This is a genomic window from Candidatus Wallbacteria bacterium (assembly GCA_028687545.1).
In the GTDB taxonomy this organism is placed as follows: Bacteria; Muiribacteriota; JAQTZZ01; order JAQTZZ01; family JAQTZZ01; genus JAQTZZ01.
The window spans coordinates 1-21,941 of the sequence record JAQTZZ010000043.1 but is presented as its reverse complement, the minus strand read 5'-3'; the positions used below and the strand labels follow the sequence as shown (position 1 = coordinate 21,941).

Sequence of the window (21,941 nt, the reverse complement as noted above, 5' to 3'; positions counted from 1 at the left end):
ACCGGCTGAGATGGAGCGTCAAAATTTTATTTACATTTTCTCTAGATTTCGATATACTTTACCAAAGGTTTTATATGGTCGGATTAAAAAAAGCCAGTTCCAAATCTCAGAATCTCTCGATTCTCCTGACTGACATTCAGGGTTACACCAACACCAGCTCCCAATCTTCCAGGGAAGAAATCATGAGCCTTCTCAGAAGGCATAATCAATTGATGATGCCTGTGATCGAATTTTACAACGGAGTGATCATTAAATCGATCGGTGACGCCCTGCTCTGCACTTTTCAGAGTGCCACAGACGCTGTCGTCTGTTCCATAGTGATCCAACTTCTCCTGCGCGAGTATAACGAGCGCCAGCAGGAAGATTTCAAGAAAATGAAACTGAGGGTAGTGATCAATACCGGCGATGTCACTCTGCAGGAGAAAGACATTTTCGGCACTGCAGTCAATGTCACTGCCAGGATGGAAGGCCTGCCCTGCTTTCCAGGCGGCAGTATCGGAATCTCGGAATCCACCTTTCTCCTGATGAACAGAAATGAAATCATAGCTGAAAAAATAGGACCAAAACAGCTCAAAGGCATCCCTGACCCGGTGACTGTTTATAAGATCCCCCTGGAAAAGCAGAAGCTCACCGCCATCCCGGCCAAGCTGCTCCAGCTTGTGGAACGTGTGGTAGGAGGTGAGGAGAAAAGCGTCAAGACCAATATCAACGACTGGACCGAAGCAGTCAATTCTTTCCTCAAGGAAAAAAACCTGGGTGAAAATATTACTCAGATCAAGGATGAAATCACCAGGCAGCTCGGGCAGAAAACCGTTCTGGAGACAAAGAAAAATGATGAACACCGGGATGCAGGCACTGCAGGCAGAATCAAGTCTTTTCTTGTGGACGCTGTGATCCTGCTGGTTTTGTATCTGGTGCTCAATCTCGGTTTCTGGGTGATCGGCGGGTTTATCTTCGGTTCTGCCAGGATCGACTCAGATACATATTATCAAAACAGCAAATATACAGATCAGAGCGACCGCTGGCACAGCGAGCACATCGGCGGCAAGAGCTATATGGTCAGAAGCAGGGGAATTTCAGAAGGCCTGATTTATTACAACCTTAAATACCCTCTCCTCCTCTTCTGGCTGTATTTCGCAGTCCTCTGGTCCAGGCGCGGAGCGAGTTACGGCCAGGTGATCTCGCACAATGCAGTGATCACCGAAAATGGAGGAAATCTTCCATTTGCCCTCTCAGCCAAAAGGAGTGCATTTTTTCTTGCTTCAGTGCTGCTGGTTGGGATCGGCTGTCTGCCGCTTTTCAATCAGCGGACCTTTTACGACAACTCTTGCGGCACCAGAGTTGTGGAATGATCAACTTCGGTATCGACCGCTTGATTGCGGATCAGAACCTGCAAAAGCAGCTCTCAGGAAAACAGGTCGCCCTGTTAGCCCACCCGGCATCAGTAACCCGGGACCTTGTGCATTCTCTGGACGCCCTGGCTGCCGTCAAAGGACTCAAACTCACTGCCGCCTTCGGCCCCCAGCATGGACTTCGGGGGGACAAGCAGGACAACATGATCGAATCTCCGGATTTCATCGATCCTGCGCTTGGCATACCCGTATTCAGCCTGTACGGAGAAGTACGCCGCCCCACTCCCGCGATGATGGACACTTTCGACATTCTGCTTGTGGACTTGCAGGATCTGGGCTGCCGTATCTACACCTTTGTGACCACCCTGCGCTATGTGCTTGAAGCGGCGGCAAATAAACAAAAAGCGGTCTGGGTACTGGACAGGCCAAATCCGGCCGGCCGGCCGATCGAAGGCCTCAGACTGCGGAAAGACTTTGAAAGCTTCGTAGGTGCAGGTCCGCTCCCCATGCGCCACGGGCTGACCATGGGAGAAATGGCAATCTGGTTCGTAAAAACGCTGCACCTGGATCTGGATTATAAAGTGATTGAAATGCAAGGCTGGAATCCAGCCTCAGGACCAGGCTATGGCTGGCCGCTTGGAGAGCGCGACTGGGTTAATCCCAGCCCGAATGCCTCCAATCTCTCCATGGCCCGCTGCTATGCCGGAACAGTGATGGTGGAAGGCACCTGCCTGTCAGAGGGACGCGGCACCACAAGACCGCTGGAACTGTTCGGCGCGCCTGACCTTGATCCAAAGGCCATCATGACGAAAATGGCTGCCCTGGCCCCCCAATGGCTGAGAGGCTGTCTGTTGCGTGAATGCCGGTTCGAACCGACATTTCAGAAGCATGCCGGCAAGCTCTGCGCCGGAGTGCAGATCCATGTGGAGCGTGCTTATGACCACGATAATTTCAAGCCCTGGCGCCTGATGGCGCTTGCTTTCAAAGCCCTGCGCTCCCTGCAGCCGGACTATGACCTCTGGCGCGACTTTAAATATGAATACGAGCAGGACCGCCTGGCCATCGACCTGATCAATGGATCCGTTCTGCTGCGCAAATGGGTGGACGATCCTGGAGCCGGACCCTCAGACCTCGAAAGTCTGACCGGACCTGATGAAATTTCCTGGGCGGAAGAGCGGGAAAGCGTGCTTTTATACCACTGAACTTTTTCTACATGACCTGAAATTCTCTATTTTATTCCGGTCTCCACATTGACCTGGTCGAAGAGGATGGCAGGATTCCGGTCATGCAGTTCATTCTCGACCTCCAGCACATTATTGAACATCTCGTAAATATTGCCTGTAACCATGGCATCTTTGACATGTCCGACAATTTTTCCGTTCTTTACATAGAATCCTGGTGAAAGTCCAATCGAAAAATCCCCATTCGGGATGTTGCCGCTGTGTGCACCCAGGGCACCCATTACAATCAGACCTTCATCCATCGTTTTCAGCATTTCATCGAATGATTTCGCCCCGGTTTCGATCAAAGGGTGAATCAGGATCGATCCGGGTCTCACTGTCACTCTGTCTGCAGCTTGCCTGAATCCATTCCCTGTTGGCGCTACTTTCATCTTTCCGGCATGCAGGAGATCGAAAAAGAAACTCCTGAAAACTCCTTTTTCCACAATCGGGTACCTGCGGCAGGGAGTACCTTCATCGTCGAACGATCTGGCGCCTGGATCTGCATCGTTGAGCGGATCATTGAAAATTGATATCTTATCGGAAAAAATCTTCAGCCCCAGTTTATCTGCCAGAGGTGTGATTTTACGATAAAGGCTCTCCCCGCTTGTCCCTGATCTGATCCTCCGGAGAAACACATACATCACTTCCGGCATGAACATTACCTTCATTTTCCCGCTGGCCGGCACAACTTCCTGCCTGGCGGCATTGTAGATCCGGGCAATGAAATCGAGGAGTTCATCGTCAGCAGGCTCGTAAGTTTTTTTCACGAATTCCCTGTTGACTGAAGCATAGGTACCTGGAAACAGTATCGAAGGCATCAGAACGCACGACGAATGCTTCTGCAGCAAATCTGCTCCGGAACTGTTCAGGATGCTGAGCCTTGTGAATTTCATAACCCCGCTCACGTTAACCTGTACTTTTGTTTTGCCTGACAGGATTTTCGAGATCCTCAGGCATTCCCCTGCAAGATCTCTGGGAGTCGTTTTTTCCATGGCTTTGTCATATGTGGACAAACGAGGAAGTCTGGCTGAACCTGGAAGTGAAAATGGAGCCTCGACAGCTCCATTCAGGGAAATCAGGGCATTGTCGATCAGCTTCCGGCGGTCGCGGAGATTCTTGGTATAAGCGAAACCCTGCCTGCCATTTTTAAAGAGCCTGAGACTGACTCCGGCCTGGAGAGTGCTCTCCAGGACCGTGAGCCTGGCATCCTCAAACGAGACTTCGTGTCTGACAGTGTCCTGGCTGTAAATTTCTACGCCGTCGGCTGCCTTGAGTGCTGTTTCCAGGAGTTTTCTCATGCCGCACCTCCCACAATCACGTTTTTGATGATGAGATGCGGACCACCAAAGCAGGAGCGGATATTGGTCTGGATCTTGCCGCATCCGCCATACCTGATCAGTTCGAAATCATTGCCGACTGCGACAATGTTCTTCATGGTCTGATACAGGTTGCCTGAGATATTGATATCCCTGATCATTCCCTTTAGTTTGCCCCCGGCTACAACATAGGCGCACTGTGCGCCGAAAGTGAAATTCTCGCCGCTGGTCTCTCCTCCCCTGCCGTCTTGTATATACAATCCGTCGCCCAGTTTGGAGAGAAGTGTGTCGAAACTGTCTGCACCGGGTTCAATGAAAATCGTACCCATGCGGATGATCGGCGCGTATCTGTAATCTTCTGCCACGCAGTGACCGCTGACCGGTTCCCCGAAATCCGCTGCAGTGCGCCGCGAATGGAGCCTGCCGACAAGCACTCCTTTTTTCAGAAGCTGCACCGGACGGGCTTCCACTCCCTCGTCATCGCAATGGTAAAATCCAAGAGCATCCCGCATGGTGGGGTCGTCCTTGATGTTCAAAACATCTGATCCCAGCGCTGCGCCCAGTTTCATCTTCTCACGCATCGTCGGAGAACCCTCGATGCAGTCCGCCTCAGAGAAATGCCCGAAAGCTTCGTGCGTGAACAGACCGGCCATGCTTGGATTCAGGATCACATCATATGTGCCGCTTTTCGCGGGACCCGCTGAAAGCAGAGAAACCGCTATCTCCCGCTTCTTCTCAAAGATTTCCTCAGCACCCCTCAGACAGGAAAATCCGCTGCTTCCACCGGTAGCGTAACGCACGTTCTGCAGAAGATTGCCGTCCCTGGCCATGATCATGATTCCGATCCTGGTCGTGATCAGGTCTTCCCTGACCTCTGCGCCTTCGGTGCTGGCGAAGTATTTTTCGCGCTCAACTTCAGCGTAACTGGCCGCCGTATTTACTACTTTGGGATGATTGAGGGCGATTTCATTGTATCTGCGGGTCAGTTCCTGCTTTTCTTCCAGGCTTACGGAACGCGGATCTTCGGACATTTCAGGCAGAAACATGCCCCGGATTGCCTGAACATTGTTCAGTCTGACAGGTTTCGCAGTGAGTTCGGAAGCAAGCATGGCATTTTCTTCGGCCTGTCTCAAGGCTTTTCCAGCATCAGCTGGTTTCGTGAAAGAGATAGAGGAGAATCCGCCGTTTTTCAGAACTCTGATCACAAAACCATCGCAGGAGCTGCTGCCTATGCCGGTGAGTTCCCGGCAATTGAAAGATATGGTGGTGTCTGTCCTGATTTCGTATCTGATATCCGCGTAATCGGCATTGGTGAGCCTGAGGATGGATTTCAACTTGTCAAACACGAGCTGCTCCTAGTTAATAATCAATCAGTTCTTTTCTACTACTCTCATCAGATCCCCTGCCTCGAACACGCATTCAGGAGTGAGCAGTTTTTCGCCATCTTTCAACGAGTACCAGGGGTCGAGTATGTGGTCCCTCGTATTTTTCAGGATATGGAATTCCTGGGTGGGAGTGAAACCCTGTGCCAGCAGAAATATTTTTTCTCCTGTACTGGTGTTTTTTGCCATGTCCACCACCATCACAGCATGCCCGGAATATCCGCCCGAGAGAAAAATATCGCCAATCTGCAGATCTCTTAATTTCGGACTTTTTGCAAAGCGAAATTCAAGCGAACCGTCACTGAGGGATCTGAGGCAGTAGTCCAGATATCTTCGGAAATTGTCGTAACTCGAATCTTCTTTTTCAGTATCATTCCAGCGCAGGTGATCCCCATACAGCACAGGCCTCGCCCCTGTGCGCCAGAGGTTGAAATCGATCCTGCGGTCCTCAGTATAATAAAATTCTATCTCCCAGTACCTGCCGATGGAAAAAAGATACTCAGACAGCAGGCGCGGAGCGATCGAAGGTCCCCTCAGATAATTTCCTGCAGGAAGGTCGAGATCAAGCACTGCTGCATGGAGATCCTGCTTGTCAAGCAGCTTGCCTGTGTACAGCCTGATCCGAGCGTTCTCCGGTTTCAGGGGAAGATTGCGGATCCAGTCCCCGAAACTCCCGGTCTTCATTTTTACTCTCTGATATGGAAAAGGCACTGAAAATCGCTTCCCGATCGACTGATTCCGGTCATATTTAGGAAGCCAGGGATAATTTTCAGCCTGCAGGCAGAAAGCCAAGAAAAAAAACAGCAAGAAGATACTACTAAACCGAAAACAGCATTTCATACAGTATACCCACTCATACAAACATACCAACCTACTAACATACCAACATTTTGACGGGAACAGGCGATTATCTGAAACACGTTTACAATCCACTACTTTTTCCTGGTCGCCACACTGACCTGGTCAAAGAGGATGGCAGGATCTCCGTCATGAAGTTCATTCTCGATCTCCAGCACATTGTTGAACATCTCGTAAATATTGCCTGTGACCATGGCGTCCTTGACATGCCCCCTGATCTTCCCGTCCTTGACATACAGACCCGGAGACAGTCCGATGGAAAGGTCTCCGTTCGGGATATTACCGCTGTGAGCTCCCAAAGCGTGGGCAACGATTATGCCTTCATCCATTGATTCGACCATTTCGGAAAACGATTTGGAACCTGTCTTGAATCTGGGATGAGTCAGGGCTGATCCGGGTTTCATAGTCACTCTGTCTCCACCCCACATGGCTGACCTGAAGCCGTTCCCTGTAGGGGGGACCTTCATTTTACCCGCGTGCAGAAGATCGAAATAGAAGTTCCTGAATACTCCCTTTTCCACAATGGGGTATTTCCGGCAGGCAGTGCCTTCGTCATCAAAGGATCTGGCCCCTGGTTCAGAATCATCCAGCGGATCATTATAAATCGTGATCCTGTCTGAAAATATTTTTTGCCCGATCTTTCCGGCCAGAGGGGTGGTTTTGCGATACAGGCTCTCTCCGCTCACTCCTGCCTTGATCCTCCAGAAAAGGGCATACATCACTTCAGGCATGAACATGACCTTCATTTTCCCGCTGGCAGGCACAACTTCCTCCCTGGCGGAATTGTAGGTCCCTGTGATGAAATCGAGCAGGCTGCCGTCAGCCGGTTTAAATGTTTTCTTCGCTGATATCCTGCTGATCGAGGTGCATGTGCCTGGGAAAAGTACTGCAGGCACCAGTACATAGGTTGAATGCTTCTGTTTCAGATCGGTCCCAGAGCTGTTCAGAATGCTGAGCCTGGTGGTTATCAGTATTCCAGCCACATTAGCCTGGGCTTTGGTTTTGCTGTCCAGGAGTTTCGAGACCCTGTCACACTCGGCAGCCAGTTCCGCAGTGGTGACCATCGAAATGCTCTTGTCAAATGTCGATAACCGGGGAAGCTTGGCTGTGCGGGGCAGTTCAAACGGAGCTTCCACTGCGCCGCTCAGGGAAACCAGTGCATTTTTCACCAGACACAGGCGGTCTCGCAAATTTTTCGTGAAAGCGAATCCCTGCCTGCCGTTTTTCAAAAGCCTGAGGCTGACACCTGACTGGAATGAGCTTTCCATTTCCATCAGTCTGGAGTTCTCAAAGGAAACCGAGTGATTGATTGTATCCAGTTTGTAAATCTCGGCACTGTCGGCGGTTTTAAGGGCGATCTCCAATAATTTTTTCATGCTGCACCCCCCACCACCACGTTTCTGATGATGATGTGGGGACCTCCGTAACAGGAACGGATGTTGGTCTGGCCTTTGCCGCACCCGCCGCTCTTGGTAAGCTCGAAATCCGACCCGACAGCGCTGATGTTCTTCATCGTCTGATAGAGATTACCTGTAATGTTGATGTCTCTGATCATTTCTCCGATCTTTCCGTTTTTGATCAGATATCCGTATTGAGCGCCAAAAGTGAAGTTTTCGCCGTTGGTCTGCCCACCCTTGGCATCAAGTATGTACAATCCGTCTCCAAGCTGTGAAAGCATTGATTCCAGGTCGTCTTTCCCGGGTTCTATGAAAATCGTGCCCATCCGGATGATCGGCGCGAATCTGTAATCCTCAGCAACGCAATGCCCGCTGACAGGTTCCCCGAACTCCTCGGCAGTACGGCGCGAATGCAGTCTTCCAACCAGCACACCTTTTTTTAAAAGCTGCGCAGGCCTCGCTTCCACCCCTTCATCGTCCCAGCGGTAATATCCGAGCGCACCACGCAGTGTCGGGTTATCCTTGATATTGAGAATCTCGGACCCGAGGAGGGAACCAAGTTTCATCTTTGCCCTCATGGAAGGAGAACCCTCAATGCAGTCTGCCTCTGAAAAATGTCCGAAAGCCTCATGGGTGAATACGCCCGACATGCTCGGATTCAGGATCACATTATAAGTGCCGCTTTTCAGGGGTTTTGCGGACAACAGCGCTACCGCAATTTCCCTTTTCTTTTCAAAGGCTGCTTCAGCGCCAAGCAGAATTTCGAATCCTGTGCTCCCGCCGGTATTGACGCGCACGTTCTGCAGAAGGTTACCGTCCTTGGCTGTGATCATTCCGCCGATCCTTGTCGTAACCAGATCTTCCCTTATTTCAGCTCCCTCGCTGCTGATAAAATACTTCTCGCGGACCACTTCATCGTAACTGACCACTGTATTGACAATCTTGGGATGCTTGAGGGCTATTTCATTGTACTTTAAAGTCAAGGCCTGCTTCTCTTCCAGGCTTACGGTTCGCGGGTCTATCGACAATACAGGCAGAAACTGCCCCTTGTTAATCTGAGGGTTTCCAATTCGAACCGGTTTTTCCTTGTGCTTCGAAGCGAGCAGGGCATTAACCTCTGCCTGTTTCAATGCTTTTAGTGCATCTGAGGGCTTGGTAAAAGCGATGGTGGCAAATCCACCTTGATTCAGGACCCTGATCACGAAGCCGTCGCAGGAATTGCTGCCAATGCCGGTGAGTTCACGACAATTATATGCAATGCTCGTATCCGTTCTGACTTCGTATCTGATATCTGCATAATCTGCAGTTGTCAGCTGCAGGATGGATTTCAACTTTCTGAGCACGTTTACTCCTATTCCTTGCCGAATTTTTCGTCCATTTCCTTGATGCGCATGCAGGATATTTTCATGATTTTCAGGCAGAACTGAAGATCATGGGTCAGCAGGCTTTCAAAATTCTCCTCGTCGAACATCAGAAGCTGTGTATCTTCAGCATCTGAGACTGCTGTGGCGATCCGCTTCTGCCCGGAAAGCAGTGAAAGTTCACCGAAAATCTCTCCAGGCCCCAGTAATGCCAGAGTGGTTTCTTCCTTGAGAAAAGGATTGAGCTTCACGAGTTTCACCCGTCCCTTCTGGATTATATAGCCGAATCTGCCGGCATCCAGCTCGCGGAATATTATCGTACCTTTTTTGAACAACTTCTGTGAGCTCTTCTGCTGTTCCGTGTAATCCTGAATCGAAGGAACTTTCATTTTTTTAAGCTTGATAGCCACCAGCTTATTGTTGACGTTTTTCAACCGCTCCCTGAAAATCATGATCAGTTTGACTGCGAATTCAGGTTTTTTTTCGATGATTTCGTATAAGTTGGCCCTGGTCATCACATAAAGCTCGCTCGCCATCACTGCCCTGGCTCCGGCGGTGCGCGGTGAGTTGAGGATCAGCGCCATATCGCCAAAGATTTCTCCCTCTGTGATCACGTCCAGGACTGCCGGATTGCCGTTCTTGTCGTAAATAAAGATCTCGATCTGCCCTTTTTTCACGATATAAGCATTGTCCGCCGGATCTCCCTGGAAGAAGATCACATCATTTTTCTCTTTCTTGATGGTTATCCTGCTAAGTTCCTGCATCATTCACCTGCATATTTTTAAACTCTCAGACTGACTCTTTATAATATATTACCATACACTTTTGATGCCGGACAAGAATGGATTATTTAATCCCATCCGATTCAAATTTGATTTTCCATTCCACTGTTCTGGAGGCAGCTGCCAGTGCTGCCAGATATTCTCCGCAATGAAAATGCATCACACTGACATCATTTCCCTGATATTTCAGTTCGAGCCCCTGGAGACCGACTTTCTGAAGTATGCATTTTTTCAAGTCCTTCACTCCTTCACCGCTCATCTTTACCAAAGCTTCCTTGGCTGTGTAAAGCTTAAAAAAATTCTCCCAGTTCCGCTCCCTGAACAGACCCCATTCTTTCTCAGTGGCGAGATAATTGAACAACCCGTCTGACCTGGGCATGATCTTTTCCAGGTCTATGCCGACCGGGATTGTGGCGCAGACCGCTGCCACCATTTCCAATTTGTGTGAGATAGACCAGTATACTCCGTCTTCAGGGACCGGAGCTCCGTTCTGATTCTTTTCATACCTGCTGAGGGACAAACCTGAAAGTCGCAGGCTTTCAGAAAGGGCCTGTCTGGCCGATTCACTTAAAAAAGTTCCCTTTTTGCCAGAAAATCCCGGAGGGTACTTTACTGTGGCCAGAACTGGATAAAGGGTTCCGGTTTCAGGTCGTTTTATCATGGCGCATATCCTTGGGCGCTGCATGCAGCGCCCTTACAAATTAAAGCTTTCCAGCTTCCTTATCACTTCATCGGTAATCCAGTCCGGAGTGCTGGCACCTGCCGTGACTCCAACCACCTGGCAGCCCGTAAATTTGGCGGGTTGAAGCTCAGCCGCTGTTTCCACATGGCAGACAATCTTGCAGCTTCTGGCGGCAATCTCGAACAGCCGCCTGGTGTTTGCGCTGTTCCGTCCGCCTACCACCACCACTGCGTCAACTCTTTCCGAGAGTTCCTGCACTTCGGCCTGGCGGTCGGAAGTAGCGCTGCAGATTGAATCGAAAACCAGGCATTCCTCGATCCTGTTTTTGAGGATCTGCGATATTTCCCTGTATTCAGCTTTATTGAAAGTGGTCTGGCAGATCACGATCGCCTGCTCAAGTTCCGGCAGATCGTCGATTTCCCGGCTGGATCCGATCAGGGTGTGATGGCCTGGCGCAAAACTCGCCAGACTCTGGATCTCGGGGTGGGAGCGGTCACCCACTATCACTATGAAATAGCCCTGCTTCGCGTAAGAAGCGATGATTTTCTGGCTTGATACCACATGCGGACAGGTAGCATCGATGATCCTGAGGCCTTTGCCCCTGAGCTTCTCAATCTCATCTTTCGGCATGCCGTGAGCCCGCAGGATCACAGTGCCGGTCCTTACGGAATCGCAGTCCGCAGCTGCAATCACTCCTTTTCCGGCGAGATCGGCTACGACCTGATCATTGTGGATCAGAGGCCCGCAGGTTGAGACTGGCTCCCCTGACTCAGCAGTCTCCAGCGCGATCTGCACGGCACGCTTCACACCCATGCAGAACCCTGCGGATTTGGCGAGAATCACTTTCATGATTTCCTCATAGGTATTTTTCCTTAAATTTTAACGCCACTATCATCTAAATCGAAGTAACATATTCATAGATAGTCTCCCGTTAAACACAGTAACCGATTAGGAATTATTTGCTGTTTACTCTTTTATTTAAGAAATCTAACCAAAATTCATCATCAACAACATTCTTGAATGTGATGTTACTATTATCTGATATGTATAATTTACTTAGAATCCAACATGAAGCAAAAATTGGATTAATCCGATTTGAATTATTTATTTCTCGTAAAAACAAAGATAAAAAATCATCTTTATTTTTCGAATTCTCCATTTTTTGAAATATGAGTGTTTTCATTATATTGGTTAAATCTAGCGTGGTACGTTCAGAAAACAAGAGTTCAATTTCATCCGTCAATGTTAGAGAACTGAAATTTACAGATTCACCTTTGTTATCGAAAGTAAAATCACGATTTGGTGTTGCAGTTATTAGTGGTAAAAATGAGTTAAGGACAGATAGATAAATTGTTTCAATAAAAATGTCATTATCTTTATTACCTTTACTTTCATTTCTATTTTTTTTTAATGAGTAAAATGCTTCACGACTATCACATTTAGCCTCATCTGCTAAGTTCGTTATATAGTAAAAATTGTTTAGTTTTTTTAATTGTCTATGAGCCTCATCTATTGCTATTTCAAGCGAATCTTCAATTGGTTTGATAGCATTTTTAGCCAGTTCCGAAATATATTGATCTGTGAGTTCACTGAATTTTTTTTTAATTGCGATTTCTATATTTTCCTTTTTAAACTCATCCTCGATTTTAGCTGCTATTTCACCCCGAATAAGTTTCACTTCATTAGAGAGAGTATTTTCCAATTCACTCTCAACTGAATCGATAGCAATTTTTAATTTGTTTTGAGCTTTATCTTCCTCTGCTTTTAGAGAACTACTAACTTTTTCATTCATACTATCAATTTGAGAATTTGTTGAGTATCCTAAAACGCCAGCAATCACAACAATAATAGTTACAAAACTCCCAAACAAACACCATAACAAAATTTTGTATTCCTTATATTGGTTGTTTAATAATACCTTTTGCTCATTATAAGAAAACAAAAGATCACTTTTTAATGATTCATAATTATTTTTTTCTTTATCCATTTTCTTTCCACCTTTTTTTATAGAGTGAAAAAATAACAGGATTAGGCAAGCTTAAGTCGTCTAACATAAACGTCCTGGCCAATTTTCCTATCCTCCAATAAGTTTATCTCGAAATCTTTTGAATGTTTTCAGTTTCTCCAATCGTTTAAGATTTTCAAGTGAGCGCGCTATCTTTATCGCATGTTCAACGTCTGTGTACCCTTTAACTGCAATTCCAAATTGGGAAAATACGCTATCCAATCTAGCTTTCGGATCTTTTTCCCGTTCAGGTTTCTTGACTCTTGGAACTGAAACGGGATGTTCGTCGGTGGACAGAAACTTCGATAAGACACGCTCATCAGCAAGAAGCCAGGCTTCAAGCATCTTTTCGATACAGATCAAGCAAATTCTCGGATCATCAAATTTAATGCCTACTTTTTCTAACGAGTCAAAAATCTGCTTGCGATCATCATGTCTGCATCCTTTGCCTTCATACTCTTCCCAATCGGGGAGTAAATCCCAGATAATAAAAACTTTATCGCACCCCTGTCCGAGAAGCAATGTTACCCATTTCCCGCAATCCTTCTTGAGAATAGGCTTTTTGTCACCAGGTATCGGCTCGATAATTTCAGCTTTGGGAAAGATCATTCGCGCCAAATGAGGAATGACCTTGATTTCAGCGCCTTCCGGGCCGCATTCGACAATGAAACCAGCCTTCACTTCAACGCTCCCTTATTGAACCGTCCGTGAGAATACAATTCACCAGGAGAAAAATCCTTAGTCCAATCCAAGATTTCTTTTTCTTCCGCTGGTCTCCAAAAATTAGGGCTCTCCCCATTTTTCCTTTCTGTCAAAATTATTGTCTGCAATGGTAACAAATCTAAAAAATACGGTGAGTGTGTAGTGGTAACAATCTGAGTTTTTCCTGATTTAGTTGCTGCACGGATTTCATCATATACGAGATGCATGGTTCGCGGATCAAGTCCGTTTTCGATCTCTTCGATGAAAATCACTGGAGAGGGTTCAGGATTGCGCAAAACAGCGAGTAATGCAAGTATCCTGATTGTTCCGGTCGAAAGCATCCAGCCTGGAATGTCATACTCTTTTTCTTTCATACGGATATACATCGCTCTCTGAATTTCCGAAGTCTCCACCGGCTGAAAGTCCTGTGAGTAATCAAGAACAAACCGCATGGTCTCAACAATGCCATTAAATACAACTACATTTTTTTCCCTGATGTAAGCAAGATATTGGGCAATATTAGAACCATCTCGGTTGAGTAGAAGCCTGCCTTCCACTGTCATTTTCTTTTGTGTGGGTATTCCCATCAAATCTGGGGTAAAATTGAGAAATTGCCAACTCAGCACAAAATTTCGGATATCACCCGATAAAGCACTTTGTCCAAGATCTACCTTACCATTATTGTTACCAAACGATGTTTTCAAAGTAAATCTACCATCATTTTCTCTATTCAAGGAAAAAAGATTTGCCCAGTCCGCTGATTCTTTTAAAATAAACTGGCCATTAAAACCCGGTTTCGTATCAATAACCATTTCTGTTTTAGCATTTTTTCCTGCTATCTTACCGGACCATTGAAATTTCAGCGGTCCTTCATGCAAACCGTCTGTTTTTTCTTTGTGTTTTGATTGCTTATTCCAGACATGCTCAAAACCGTACCATCGTGAAATAGCAGAGTCCAAACCTTCTGCCACAATGCTTCGATAAGTTTCTAAGCTTTCGATAAAACTGCTTTTCCCTGAGCCATTGTTTCCGATGAACACTGTCAATGGGGATAATGCTATTGATTTGCTGTTAATAATCGCTTTGAAATTCCTAATCTGTACTCGTTGTAAAAAAGGTGCGCACTTCATTTTATCAATCCCCTTTCAACATCCCTGTAAGCATTCCTCGCAGCCAGCTTCACCGGATCAGGCACTATTGGAAAAGTAGTAAGAATATAAGCAAATTCCTCTTCCGTCAAGCCATATAGATGAGCAATCAGGCCATCCAGTTCAGCTCGCAGCTTGGCTCGTTCCACTGGATCGGTTACACCATTGTTGTGGCTCTTGAGGCCAACTTCCTTGGCAAGATCGTCGAATTCAGAAGTGGTACAAATCAAGTGTGAGACTCTTTCTACAATCTGCTTAAGCACGGTATCTTTTTCGGTCAAGCGTGGGATAGGCAATTGATAAATATAGAACAAATTCACATTTTGAGAAACTTTCATTCTTAATAAAAAATCTATAACAACGCTATTTAAAATCCCACAAATTACTAGTTTGTTAATTGGAGATACACAAACATTACCTTCGATTGATACTGAATTTCCACAAAAAACTTTTGGGGGGATGATAGTGCTGACAAGAGTACGCTCATTCGTATTCGAAGCTACCGCTCTAATTCCAATTCTAATTTTCTGATAATCCGAACTCTGCCCTTTATCACTTTCTTTTCCTAATATTTCTTTCCGACCTTCATTTTCTATTACCCAATATCGAGGTTCAGCGTATCTATGTTCAAACTGCCAGATCATTTTTCCTTCATAAAGCGGTAACCGACCCTTACCGGGCTCAGTTTTAAAAAGATAGCTGTCATTTGTCATATGGAATTCACTTGAAAATTTTACATTCCACTTCCCAGGAATTTCTTCACCTAGCAAGGGGAATTTCAGCATCTTTTCAGCAATTATTAAATCAGTATCATTTTTAAACTCCATGACGGATAAGCTGTCTGGACATAACTTTCGGATTGTATTCACAGGTATGTACATGCGATTTTCAATAGAGTTTAAAAACATGAACAGTTCTTGAGGAGTGATAGCTTCTCTTGGGTTTATACGGAAGGCGCTTTCAATTATTTCAGTTACTCCACCTTTTGAAAAAACTAAAATGCAAAATTTTTGTGCATGATGTACGCTATCGAAAATAAATTTTTCATTAGATAGGCCAATCATTGATCTGAGTTTACATTGTGTAAATAACATTTCACGCAACTGTTTGCAACCCAAATCATTGTAGAGGCTAGCCGGGGTTAGCATTCCACACTGCCCACCTTCGCGTAGAAGATTGAAACATTGTTCTACGAAAATCTTATATAGGTTAATATCGCTCCCAATCTTTTTCCCGTTCACTATACTGATCTGATTTTTATACTGTTCAGAGGTGTGGAAAAAGAAGCTGACATGCGGATATCCGTTGAGATATTCCAGCCAAGCTTTACGGATGTCTAAGTCTTTGAGCAACTCAGCCTGTTCTTTTTCGAATTCCTTGATGTCCATTTTTTTCTTGGTTACCAATTCTGAATGTTGCTCGAAAAACTCCTTGGCATTTGACTTGAAAATCTCCCACGGAGGATTAGTAATAATCACATCAAAGCCGCCTTGCTTATGCATGATTTCATCAAACTCGAAACCCCAGTGGAAAGGCTTCAAATCTTCGATATCTTTTACTTTCAATGCCCGTTTAACTGATTTGCCTTCTTTATTTTTTTTTAGATCCCATGTAGCCTGATCAAACTTGATTTTGAGCTTGTTGATGAATTCACTGAGCAATATTAAATTGAGTGTATTGATGGCTCCATGTTTCTGGTGATCAATAGTGTCACGCATGCTGCTCAGATTGTCAGAATAACATGTAACATTGCGATAATTCCTGATTCTACGGTTTTTCTCTTCCAACACCTGCTTGTATGATTTTCCGAACATTTCCAGTTGTTGTACTTTGTCGAATTCATTTTCATCCACCCGCATTAAGCCAATCAGTGAATTACCGGTAAGAATATTGAAATCGATGTTTGGCAATGGCTCAAGCTGTTCTGTCTTCTCAGCCGAGGAAACTAAGGCCAAAAATAAACGGATCTTGGCAATTTCCACAGCTTCTTCCATGATGTCCACTCCAAACAAATTTTCAGTAATAATAGTCTTCTTGATATAATATCCAATGTTCGGATGTCTTCTCTCGATTTCCGAAAGCCATGCATTCAACCTATGATCATTGAGAAATTTGATTCTTCCGATCACAGCAGAATAGATATTCAGCAGGGTCTTCATCGCCGCCACCAGGAATGCGGCTGAACCACAAGCCGGATCTAATATACGCAATTTAGGCAGCGTGTCCTGTGTCAGCCGCCAGCATAGGTCAGCATCCAAACGGAGCAATAAGTCACCGATATTTGTGAAATTCTTTCCCATAGCATTAACTCGATCAAGGAGAAGGCGATGGATGGTGCGTTCACACAGGTATTCAGTGATTTCCGGCCTAGTGTAGTAAGCTCCAAATGCTTTCTGGTTGATATATTTCTCGAAGATGTACCCCAACACGTCCGGATTAATCTCATCATCTTTCCCACCTGGAATATCATTGAGGTTCCAGGAATACCGAGTGAAGAGTGCATAAAGGTTTTCAAAGGCCTGGTCTGGTATGAAGATCTTGTCTTTAAATTCCTGTTCAATCTGATGTGGCAGGAACAACCCTCCGTTAAGATACTTGATTTCGCCAAGTAATTTCAGAGCTTCAGCGGAGCGTTTATCTTTGGGCTTGGCAAACCCTTCAAAGAACAAGGCATTCAGGAATCGCTTATGATACTGGTCTTTGCCGCGTTTCTTAGAATCAGCGAGTTTGTTCTGGAGATAATCTTTGTCCCCATTATCGAGAAAATACTTGTTCTGCAGAAAATAAATAAACATCAGACGGTTAAGAAGCACAGAAGCATACCAGTGCCTCAAACGCTCGTCAGGAATGCCTTCGATCAGATCCACGAATTCCAGATGCTGCAAATGGAATTCATTGTAAAATTTCTTGGTGACTCGCTCGATCTCAAGCGCTTGTTTTAATCTGCTTAGAACTTCCAGCAGAGACACATCCCCTGTTTTCTCATCGAAATCAACGAGTTCGAACACCAAAGAGCCGAGCTTACTTAGAAACAGATCTCCAGGCTGCCCTTTGACAAAGATGTGGTCCATCGGAAATTTTTTACTGTCCTGCCGTTTCACCCAGTACCACATGCTCTGAGTCTGATCAGAATCCATGAATATTATCAGATTTTCATGATACTTCGCCGAAATCTCTTTATGAATATTCAATCTTGTCTTGGCGTCTGGAATACCGCCTTTTACCGAACTGATTTCGAAAACAACTACTCCGGTTAATTGAGCTATCTGTCTGACAGAGAAATCCTGTTCCAATTGTAGTTTTGTTGTCGCAGCTGATGAAGGATTTGACCATCCCAGTTCTTCGATGAAAAGACCTTTGAAATCGAATTCATTTAAATGTTTGCGGGCTTTTTCAAGGTTCAGTTTCATCGGTCGTTCTCCTGTTTTTCATCCATCAGACCCATGGAGCAGATGATCTTGGGTTCTTTAGGTTCCTGATCTTCCTCAACAATGCACAATCGGTCTTCTTCTCTTAGAGAATACACAAGTTTAACCAGTTCCTGGTCGCTAAGACCACTGCGGATTTGTCTGTTAAGAATGTCGGTTGCTATTTGTCTGAAAGGGAAACGAAAAATTTCTTTCAAGACTTTGTCAAGATTAGGAGGTTCGAAAAGAGTTCCTTGAGTTTCTTCTCCGTAATGCTTTAATCGCTCGTACACTTTAAATTTCGCCCCAGATGCCCTACCCAATTGGCCGCCCTGGGTTTTCTCTTCTTCAATCACCAGCTTCACTGCAGATTTTACCAGATCGTGATGTTCAGGCATCCGCTCAAGTGCTGGAGTGTCAGGCAAGCACTCAGCTGCTTTTAGTATCGCAAGTTGAGATTCAGTCACGCTTGTACCCTGCCGATCCATCCAAACCAAAGTGTCATTATCATTTTCTGTTTTAAAATACGCTAAAATACCTTCCGGTTCCTTTGCAGAAGTTTGGAAAGGTTTGGAGGAGTATATAATCTGTGGAAGGTCACGGACTGTCTTTTCGATTTTAGGATCTTTGTCAATCGCGTTTTTCCAGATTTGATAAGCATAGGACCCTAGATCCACTTCATTGTCTTCGCCTTCGTCCAAAATCCCTGATTTCTCGCTATATAGATCCATTATGATTTGCTCGTTACCTTCATCTTCAAAAAACGATTCGTCTGTGCCTACCACTTCAGCGTTTTCCTGCAATCTTTTCTTTACTCTCGAACGAAGTTTGATAATTTTCTCCACACCATCAGCAGGTAGGAAAGAGTAGCAAGAAATGCTTTCCGCTTTTTGTCCGATACGATCCACACGGCCAACCCGCTGAATAAGTCGGATGATAGCCCAGGGCAAGTCATAATTAACGACTATCGAACAGTCCTGCAAGTTCTGACCTTCCGAAAGAACGTCAGTAGCAATCAAAACTCTTAGTTCATCTTCAGGTTTGATCTTTCCTCTTTTTTCATTACTTACAGGACTGAACTTGATTGCAAAAGAAGTGGGATCATCGCAATCTCCGGTAACTCCAGAAATGCAAGTAATCCCCTGATTTTTCAATTCCTTTTCCAGATAGCGGACTGTATCTGCAAACTGTGTGAAAACGAGAATTTTTTGAGAAGCGTGTTTGACTTCAAGCAACTCGAAAAGAGTCTTCAGTTTATTATCTTTACGGGAATCCCACTTACCACTGTTTTGAAGGATCAGGAGCAATTTCTTGGAATCAGATTTCAGATCCTTGATTAATGCTTTGTCAAATAGTTCCGACCTCAGCCATTTAAAACGCTTGGGTTGGTCTATCCTGTATGTTTCATAAATTTCCTGAGCTCTTTCTTTTAACACATCTTCATCTACCGAAAAATTGTTGTCCGAGGATTTCTTTTTTTTCATTTCTGTTTCGAAAAATTCAGCGTTCCCATCACCTAATTCGTTGTCTTCATCTTCATTTCTACTGTCCAGGGTCCAGATATCTTGTGTGCCAAGTGGTAGCACTAGGTGGTTTTCAAGAGCATGCAAATATACGTAATTTCTTAGAATATGGCGTTCCAAGGACAATAAGAAGGAATACCCGCTGCTCTCCAGTCTTTTAAAAAGATTGGTTCTGCAAAACCCCATCAAGCGTTTACCTGCACGAGACAGATCCTTGATAGTCTCATCTTCCGATGTCGTGTGGGTGGTATTAAAACCCGGAATAATATAATTCCCCAATCCATATCTGGGCAGTGTTAGAGAATTAATCGTATCAACAACATCCTGGGAGTATAGGCGAGCATATAGATCACTTTTGGAATTTTCATCATTCTTGAACCGGACTGTCTTAGGAATTCGTTCGGGAAAGTAAGATCGAGTCCCATCCGAGAAAGTAAGATACTTGCGCTTTGATTCAGGATCTGTTTCTGCATAATTATCTTGAATGAAACTCCTTGTCCTTCTCACCAAATAGAGCCTCATTAAGTCACGCCAATCGTCAGGAAATTCGCTTTTTTCAAAAGCCGAAATGGAGTGGATGGGGCACTGATGTCTTTTCTTGAATTCCGGTTCGCCTATTGAGCGAAGCAGCTTTTCGGGGCGTATGCCCAGGTTTGTATCTTCTTCAATGAAAAGCCGTAATTGGTTGGAAAGGTCAAGATAAGTTTTGTTGTAGGGTGTAGCGGAAAGAAGAATGCATCTGCAATCATTCCTGTGAATGTAGTCTTGAATTGCTTTATATCTCTTCCCACCTTTGTTTCTAAGATTGTGTGATTCATCAATCAAGATCAGCCTGTATAAACGGGGCAGTTCCAAATTGTCCGAGAATTGGCTGATCGACAGAACCTTGCCTTTCAGTTTATATTTTTCCCTGTAATGTTCCCACATTCCGACAAGGTTCTTAGGACAGATGATGAGAGTTTCAAGATCAAAGTCATTTTCAATGATCTTGGCCACAGCGGCAGCCATCAAGGTTTTTCCCAGACCGACCACATCGCCGATTAGGACTCCGCCTCGCTTATTGATGTGATGCGCAGCTATCTTGACTGCTGCTTTCTGGAAATCGAAGAGCAGGTAATCGAATTCAGCAGGAATCTTGAATTCCTGCAAGCCCTCTCGGGCTTCGTAAGAAAGATGATAGGCAATTTTTAAGTAAATATGATAAGGAGGAACTGTCACACTCCTGGCCCAGCTCTCTTCTATGATCTCCAGCAATTCTTTTGAAATGTCTATGCATTGATTGTCGTTCCAGCGGTCTTCAAACCAAAGTGCCAGTTTCTCGCAAGTATCGCAATCCGTGAGCTCAACGTTAAGCTCTCCCTGATTAGCCAAACCGGCAAATGTCAGATTGCTGCTGCCCAGGTACCCGATTTTCGGATTGACTGGGTCAGGTCTGAACAGCAGGTAAAGCTTGGCATGCAACTGATGCCTGAGAAAGAGTTTGATGACTACCTTGTTGTTTCTGATCTGTGCGGCAAGCCGTCGAAGTCCTATTTCATCAGTAGCAGATGGCGCGCCATAACACAACTGCTCCTTGAAATCTTGCGCTATTTTCTTTTTCAGTCGTGCAATAGTCTGCCTGTCTAAGGTCTCAGCCTTTTCGAATAAACTCAAAGAGGCTTTCAGGTCATCTTCAGGAAGTTGCTGCATCCCGACCAGCAGTCGGCAGCAATGACCTTCGCCTCCTTGCCACTGTTCGACGAACGAATCGATCTGTTTCCAGCCGCGCAGGTTAAAATACCCCACGCAAAAATCAGCCCTTTCCGAGACAGTGATTGTAGTGCGCAGAGCTTCTAGAAGACCATGTTCAATGTTGTCGAAAATACGGGGCAAGTGAACCTCAATAGTAATTTTTATTGTTGTGTTTGATTTTACCTTAATTCATCCGGAAAATCGAATTTACTAAAGTTGGAACTAATCCTAATCAGCTAACAGAACTTGTCACACTTTGTGATAAGTTCACATTAGTTCTGTTTCTAATTTATTTACTTCGCGAGGATATTCGATTAAAATTTCCCATCAGGAGGAATCATGAATCTTGTAATCGATGAACGATCGACCATCATTGATATCGTGAATGCAATAGGGATTTACGCAGACCGCAGGGACTTCGAAAAACTGGAAAAACTCTTTGCCGACGAAGTGTATGTTGATTACACTTCACTCAATGGAGGAACTCCGGCCAGGGTAAAAAATACCGAATTGATCGAAGCCTGGAAGAAGATTCTACCCGGATTTGCAGCCACCCAGCATCTGATCACCAACCATCAGGTAACGCTCAGATACACTTCAGCCGAATGCCTGTCTTCAGTCTGTGCCACCCATTATCTGCCTGACCCGGCCGGGAAGGACACCTGGACTATAATGGGGTTTTATGAGCATCAACTCTCCAAATCCACCTTTACAGGCTGGAAAGTGGACTCGCTGAAGCTTACTGTGACAATGAGTCTAGGTAATCCGGAACTGCTGAAAAAAGCTCAGGAAAAATCATTTGAGCGGTAAAATTCAGGTAATTTGATTAAACCCTAATCAAATCTGTTCAAAAAAGCAGCAGGAAATCTTCACTGATTAAAAACCTGTCAGAATTTCATCCTTTAACTGGAAATCCAATCATTCCGGACTCTCCAACCTACCAACTTACCAACCTCTTGGGTTGTTTTAAAAGCTCTGGTATGAAGTTTGCTATATTTTATCCAACCGGAGGTTAAGATGGTGCTTTGCCTGACAGAAAATTTTGAAAAGATCAATCAGATAATTGAGATTC

General features: G+C 45.2%; 16 protein-coding genes. 3 read left to right on the top strand and 13 right to left on the bottom strand.

Features of this window, described 5'->3' with window-relative positions:
• The first annotated feature begins 74 nt into the window (after positions 1-74).
• Positions 75-1,352, top strand: coding sequence for an adenylate/guanylate cyclase domain-containing protein (locus tag PHW04_14565; GenBank protein ID MDD2717111.1), 1,278 nt, complete (start codon positions 75-77; stop codon positions 1,350-1,352).
• Complete coding sequence (locus tag PHW04_14560; GenBank protein ID MDD2717110.1) at positions 1,349-2,554, top strand: DUF1343 domain-containing protein; 1,206 nt, start codon at positions 1,349-1,351, stop codon at positions 2,552-2,554. Before PHW04_14565 ends, PHW04_14560 begins: the two co-directional genes overlap by 4 nt.
• 26 nt (positions 2,555-2,580) lie before the next feature.
• Here PHW04_14560 and PHW04_14555 read toward each other — a convergent pair whose 3' ends face one another.
• The 13 genes from PHW04_14555 to PHW04_14495 form a co-directional block, all read right to left on the bottom strand.
• Complete coding sequence (locus tag PHW04_14555; protein ID MDD2717109.1) at positions 2,581-3,873, bottom strand: metallopeptidase TldD-related protein; 1,293 nt, start codon at positions 3,871-3,873, stop codon at positions 2,581-2,583.
• Positions 3,870-5,237 carry a TldD/PmbA family protein gene (locus PHW04_14550; protein ID MDD2717108.1) on the bottom strand — a complete coding sequence of 456 codons (1,368 nt, stop codon included), beginning with the start codon at positions 5,235-5,237 and terminating at the stop codon, positions 3,870-3,872. The genes PHW04_14555 and PHW04_14550 overlap by 4 nt, the downstream gene beginning before the upstream one ends.
• A 24-nt stretch (positions 5,238-5,261) precedes the next feature.
• Positions 5,262-6,065, bottom strand: coding sequence for a DUF4846 domain-containing protein (locus tag PHW04_14545; GenBank protein MDD2717107.1), 804 nt, complete (start codon positions 6,063-6,065; stop codon positions 5,262-5,264).
• A gap of 140 nt (positions 6,066-6,205) precedes the next feature.
• Positions 6,206-7,507: a metallopeptidase TldD-related protein gene (locus PHW04_14540; protein ID MDD2717106.1), complete on the bottom strand. Its 1,302-nt coding sequence runs from the start codon at positions 7,505-7,507 to the stop codon at positions 6,206-6,208.
• The gene (locus PHW04_14535) at positions 7,504-8,871 is read right to left on the bottom strand and encodes a TldD/PmbA family protein (GenBank protein ID MDD2717105.1); all 1,368 of its coding nucleotides are present in this window, start codon (positions 8,869-8,871) and stop codon (positions 7,504-7,506) included. The genes PHW04_14540 and PHW04_14535 overlap by 4 nt, the downstream gene beginning before the upstream one ends.
• 8 nt (positions 8,872-8,879) lie before the next feature.
• The gene (locus PHW04_14530; protein MDD2717104.1) at positions 8,880-9,653 is read right to left on the bottom strand and encodes a cyclic nucleotide-binding domain-containing protein; all 774 of its coding nucleotides are present in this window, start codon (positions 9,651-9,653) and stop codon (positions 8,880-8,882) included.
• 82 nt (positions 9,654-9,735) lie between these two features.
• Positions 9,736-10,332, bottom strand: a complete 597-nt coding sequence (locus tag PHW04_14525) for a 4'-phosphopantetheinyl transferase superfamily protein (GenBank protein ID MDD2717103.1) — start codon at positions 10,330-10,332, stop codon at positions 9,736-9,738.
• A gap of 33 nt (positions 10,333-10,365) precedes the next feature.
• Positions 10,366-11,202 carry a 4-hydroxy-3-methylbut-2-enyl diphosphate reductase gene (gene ispH, locus PHW04_14520; protein ID MDD2717102.1) on the bottom strand — a complete coding sequence of 279 codons (837 nt, stop codon included), beginning with the start codon at positions 11,200-11,202 and terminating at the stop codon, positions 10,366-10,368.
• A gap of 106 nt (positions 11,203-11,308) precedes the next feature.
• On the bottom strand, positions 11,309-12,340 hold the full coding sequence (locus PHW04_14515; GenBank protein MDD2717101.1) for a hypothetical protein: 1,032 nt from the start codon (positions 12,338-12,340) through the stop codon (positions 11,309-11,311).
• 87 nt (positions 12,341-12,427) lie between these two features.
• Complete coding sequence (locus tag PHW04_14510; GenBank protein MDD2717100.1) at positions 12,428-13,039, bottom strand: DUF4276 family protein; 612 nt, start codon at positions 13,037-13,039, stop codon at positions 12,428-12,430.
• Positions 13,036-14,190, bottom strand: coding sequence for an AAA family ATPase (locus PHW04_14505; protein MDD2717099.1), 1,155 nt, complete (start codon positions 14,188-14,190; stop codon positions 13,036-13,038). The genes PHW04_14510 and PHW04_14505 overlap by 4 nt, the downstream gene beginning before the upstream one ends.
• Positions 14,187-17,618: an ATP-binding protein gene (locus tag PHW04_14500; protein MDD2717098.1), complete on the bottom strand. Its 3,432-nt coding sequence runs from the start codon at positions 17,616-17,618 to the stop codon at positions 14,187-14,189. The genes PHW04_14505 and PHW04_14500 overlap by 4 nt, the downstream gene beginning before the upstream one ends.
• Positions 17,615-21,010, bottom strand: coding sequence for a helicase-related protein (locus tag PHW04_14495; GenBank protein ID MDD2717097.1), 3,396 nt, complete (start codon positions 21,008-21,010; stop codon positions 17,615-17,617). Before PHW04_14495 ends, PHW04_14500 begins: the two co-directional genes overlap by 4 nt.
• 198 nt (positions 21,011-21,208) lie before the next feature.
• Between PHW04_14495 and PHW04_14490 the strand changes: the two genes are divergently transcribed.
• Positions 21,209-21,679, top strand: a complete 471-nt coding sequence (locus PHW04_14490; GenBank protein ID MDD2717096.1) for a nuclear transport factor 2 family protein — start codon at positions 21,209-21,211, stop codon at positions 21,677-21,679.
• Positions 21,680-21,941: the final 262 nt, after the last annotated feature.

Bases quoted from the DNA above. Each gene is read 5' to 3' on its own strand.
- PHW04_14565 (MDD2717111.1), top strand. From the start codon at position 75: ATGGTCGGATTAAAAAAAGCCAGTTCCAAATCTCAGAATCTCTCGATT.
- PHW04_14560 (MDD2717110.1), top strand. From the start codon at position 1,349: ATGATCAACTTCGGTATCGACCGCTTGATTGCGGATCAGAACCTGCAA.
- PHW04_14555 (MDD2717109.1), bottom strand. From the start codon at position 3,873: ATGAGAAAACTCCTGGAAACAGCACTCAAGGCAGCCGACGGCGTAGAA.
- PHW04_14540 (MDD2717106.1), bottom strand. From the start codon at position 7,507: ATGAAAAAATTATTGGAGATCGCCCTTAAAACCGCCGACAGTGCCGAG.
- PHW04_14530 (MDD2717104.1), bottom strand. From the start codon at position 9,653: ATGCAGGAACTTAGCAGGATAACCATCAAGAAAGAGAAAAATGATGTG.
- PHW04_14525 (MDD2717103.1), bottom strand. From the start codon at position 10,332: ATGATAAAACGACCTGAAACCGGAACCCTTTATCCAGTTCTGGCCACA.
- ispH (MDD2717102.1), bottom strand. From the start codon at position 11,202: ATGAAAGTGATTCTCGCCAAATCCGCAGGGTTCTGCATGGGTGTGAAG.
- PHW04_14515 (MDD2717101.1), bottom strand. From the start codon at position 12,340: ATGGATAAAGAAAAAAATAATTATGAATCATTAAAAAGTGATCTTTTG.
- PHW04_14505 (MDD2717099.1), bottom strand. From the start codon at position 14,190: ATGAAGTGCGCACCTTTTTTACAACGAGTACAGATTAGGAATTTCAAA.
- PHW04_14500 (MDD2717098.1), bottom strand. From the start codon at position 17,618: ATGAAACTGAACCTTGAAAAAGCCCGCAAACATTTAAATGAATTCGAT.
- PHW04_14490 (MDD2717096.1), top strand. From the start codon at position 21,209: ATGAATCTTGTAATCGATGAACGATCGACCATCATTGATATCGTGAAT.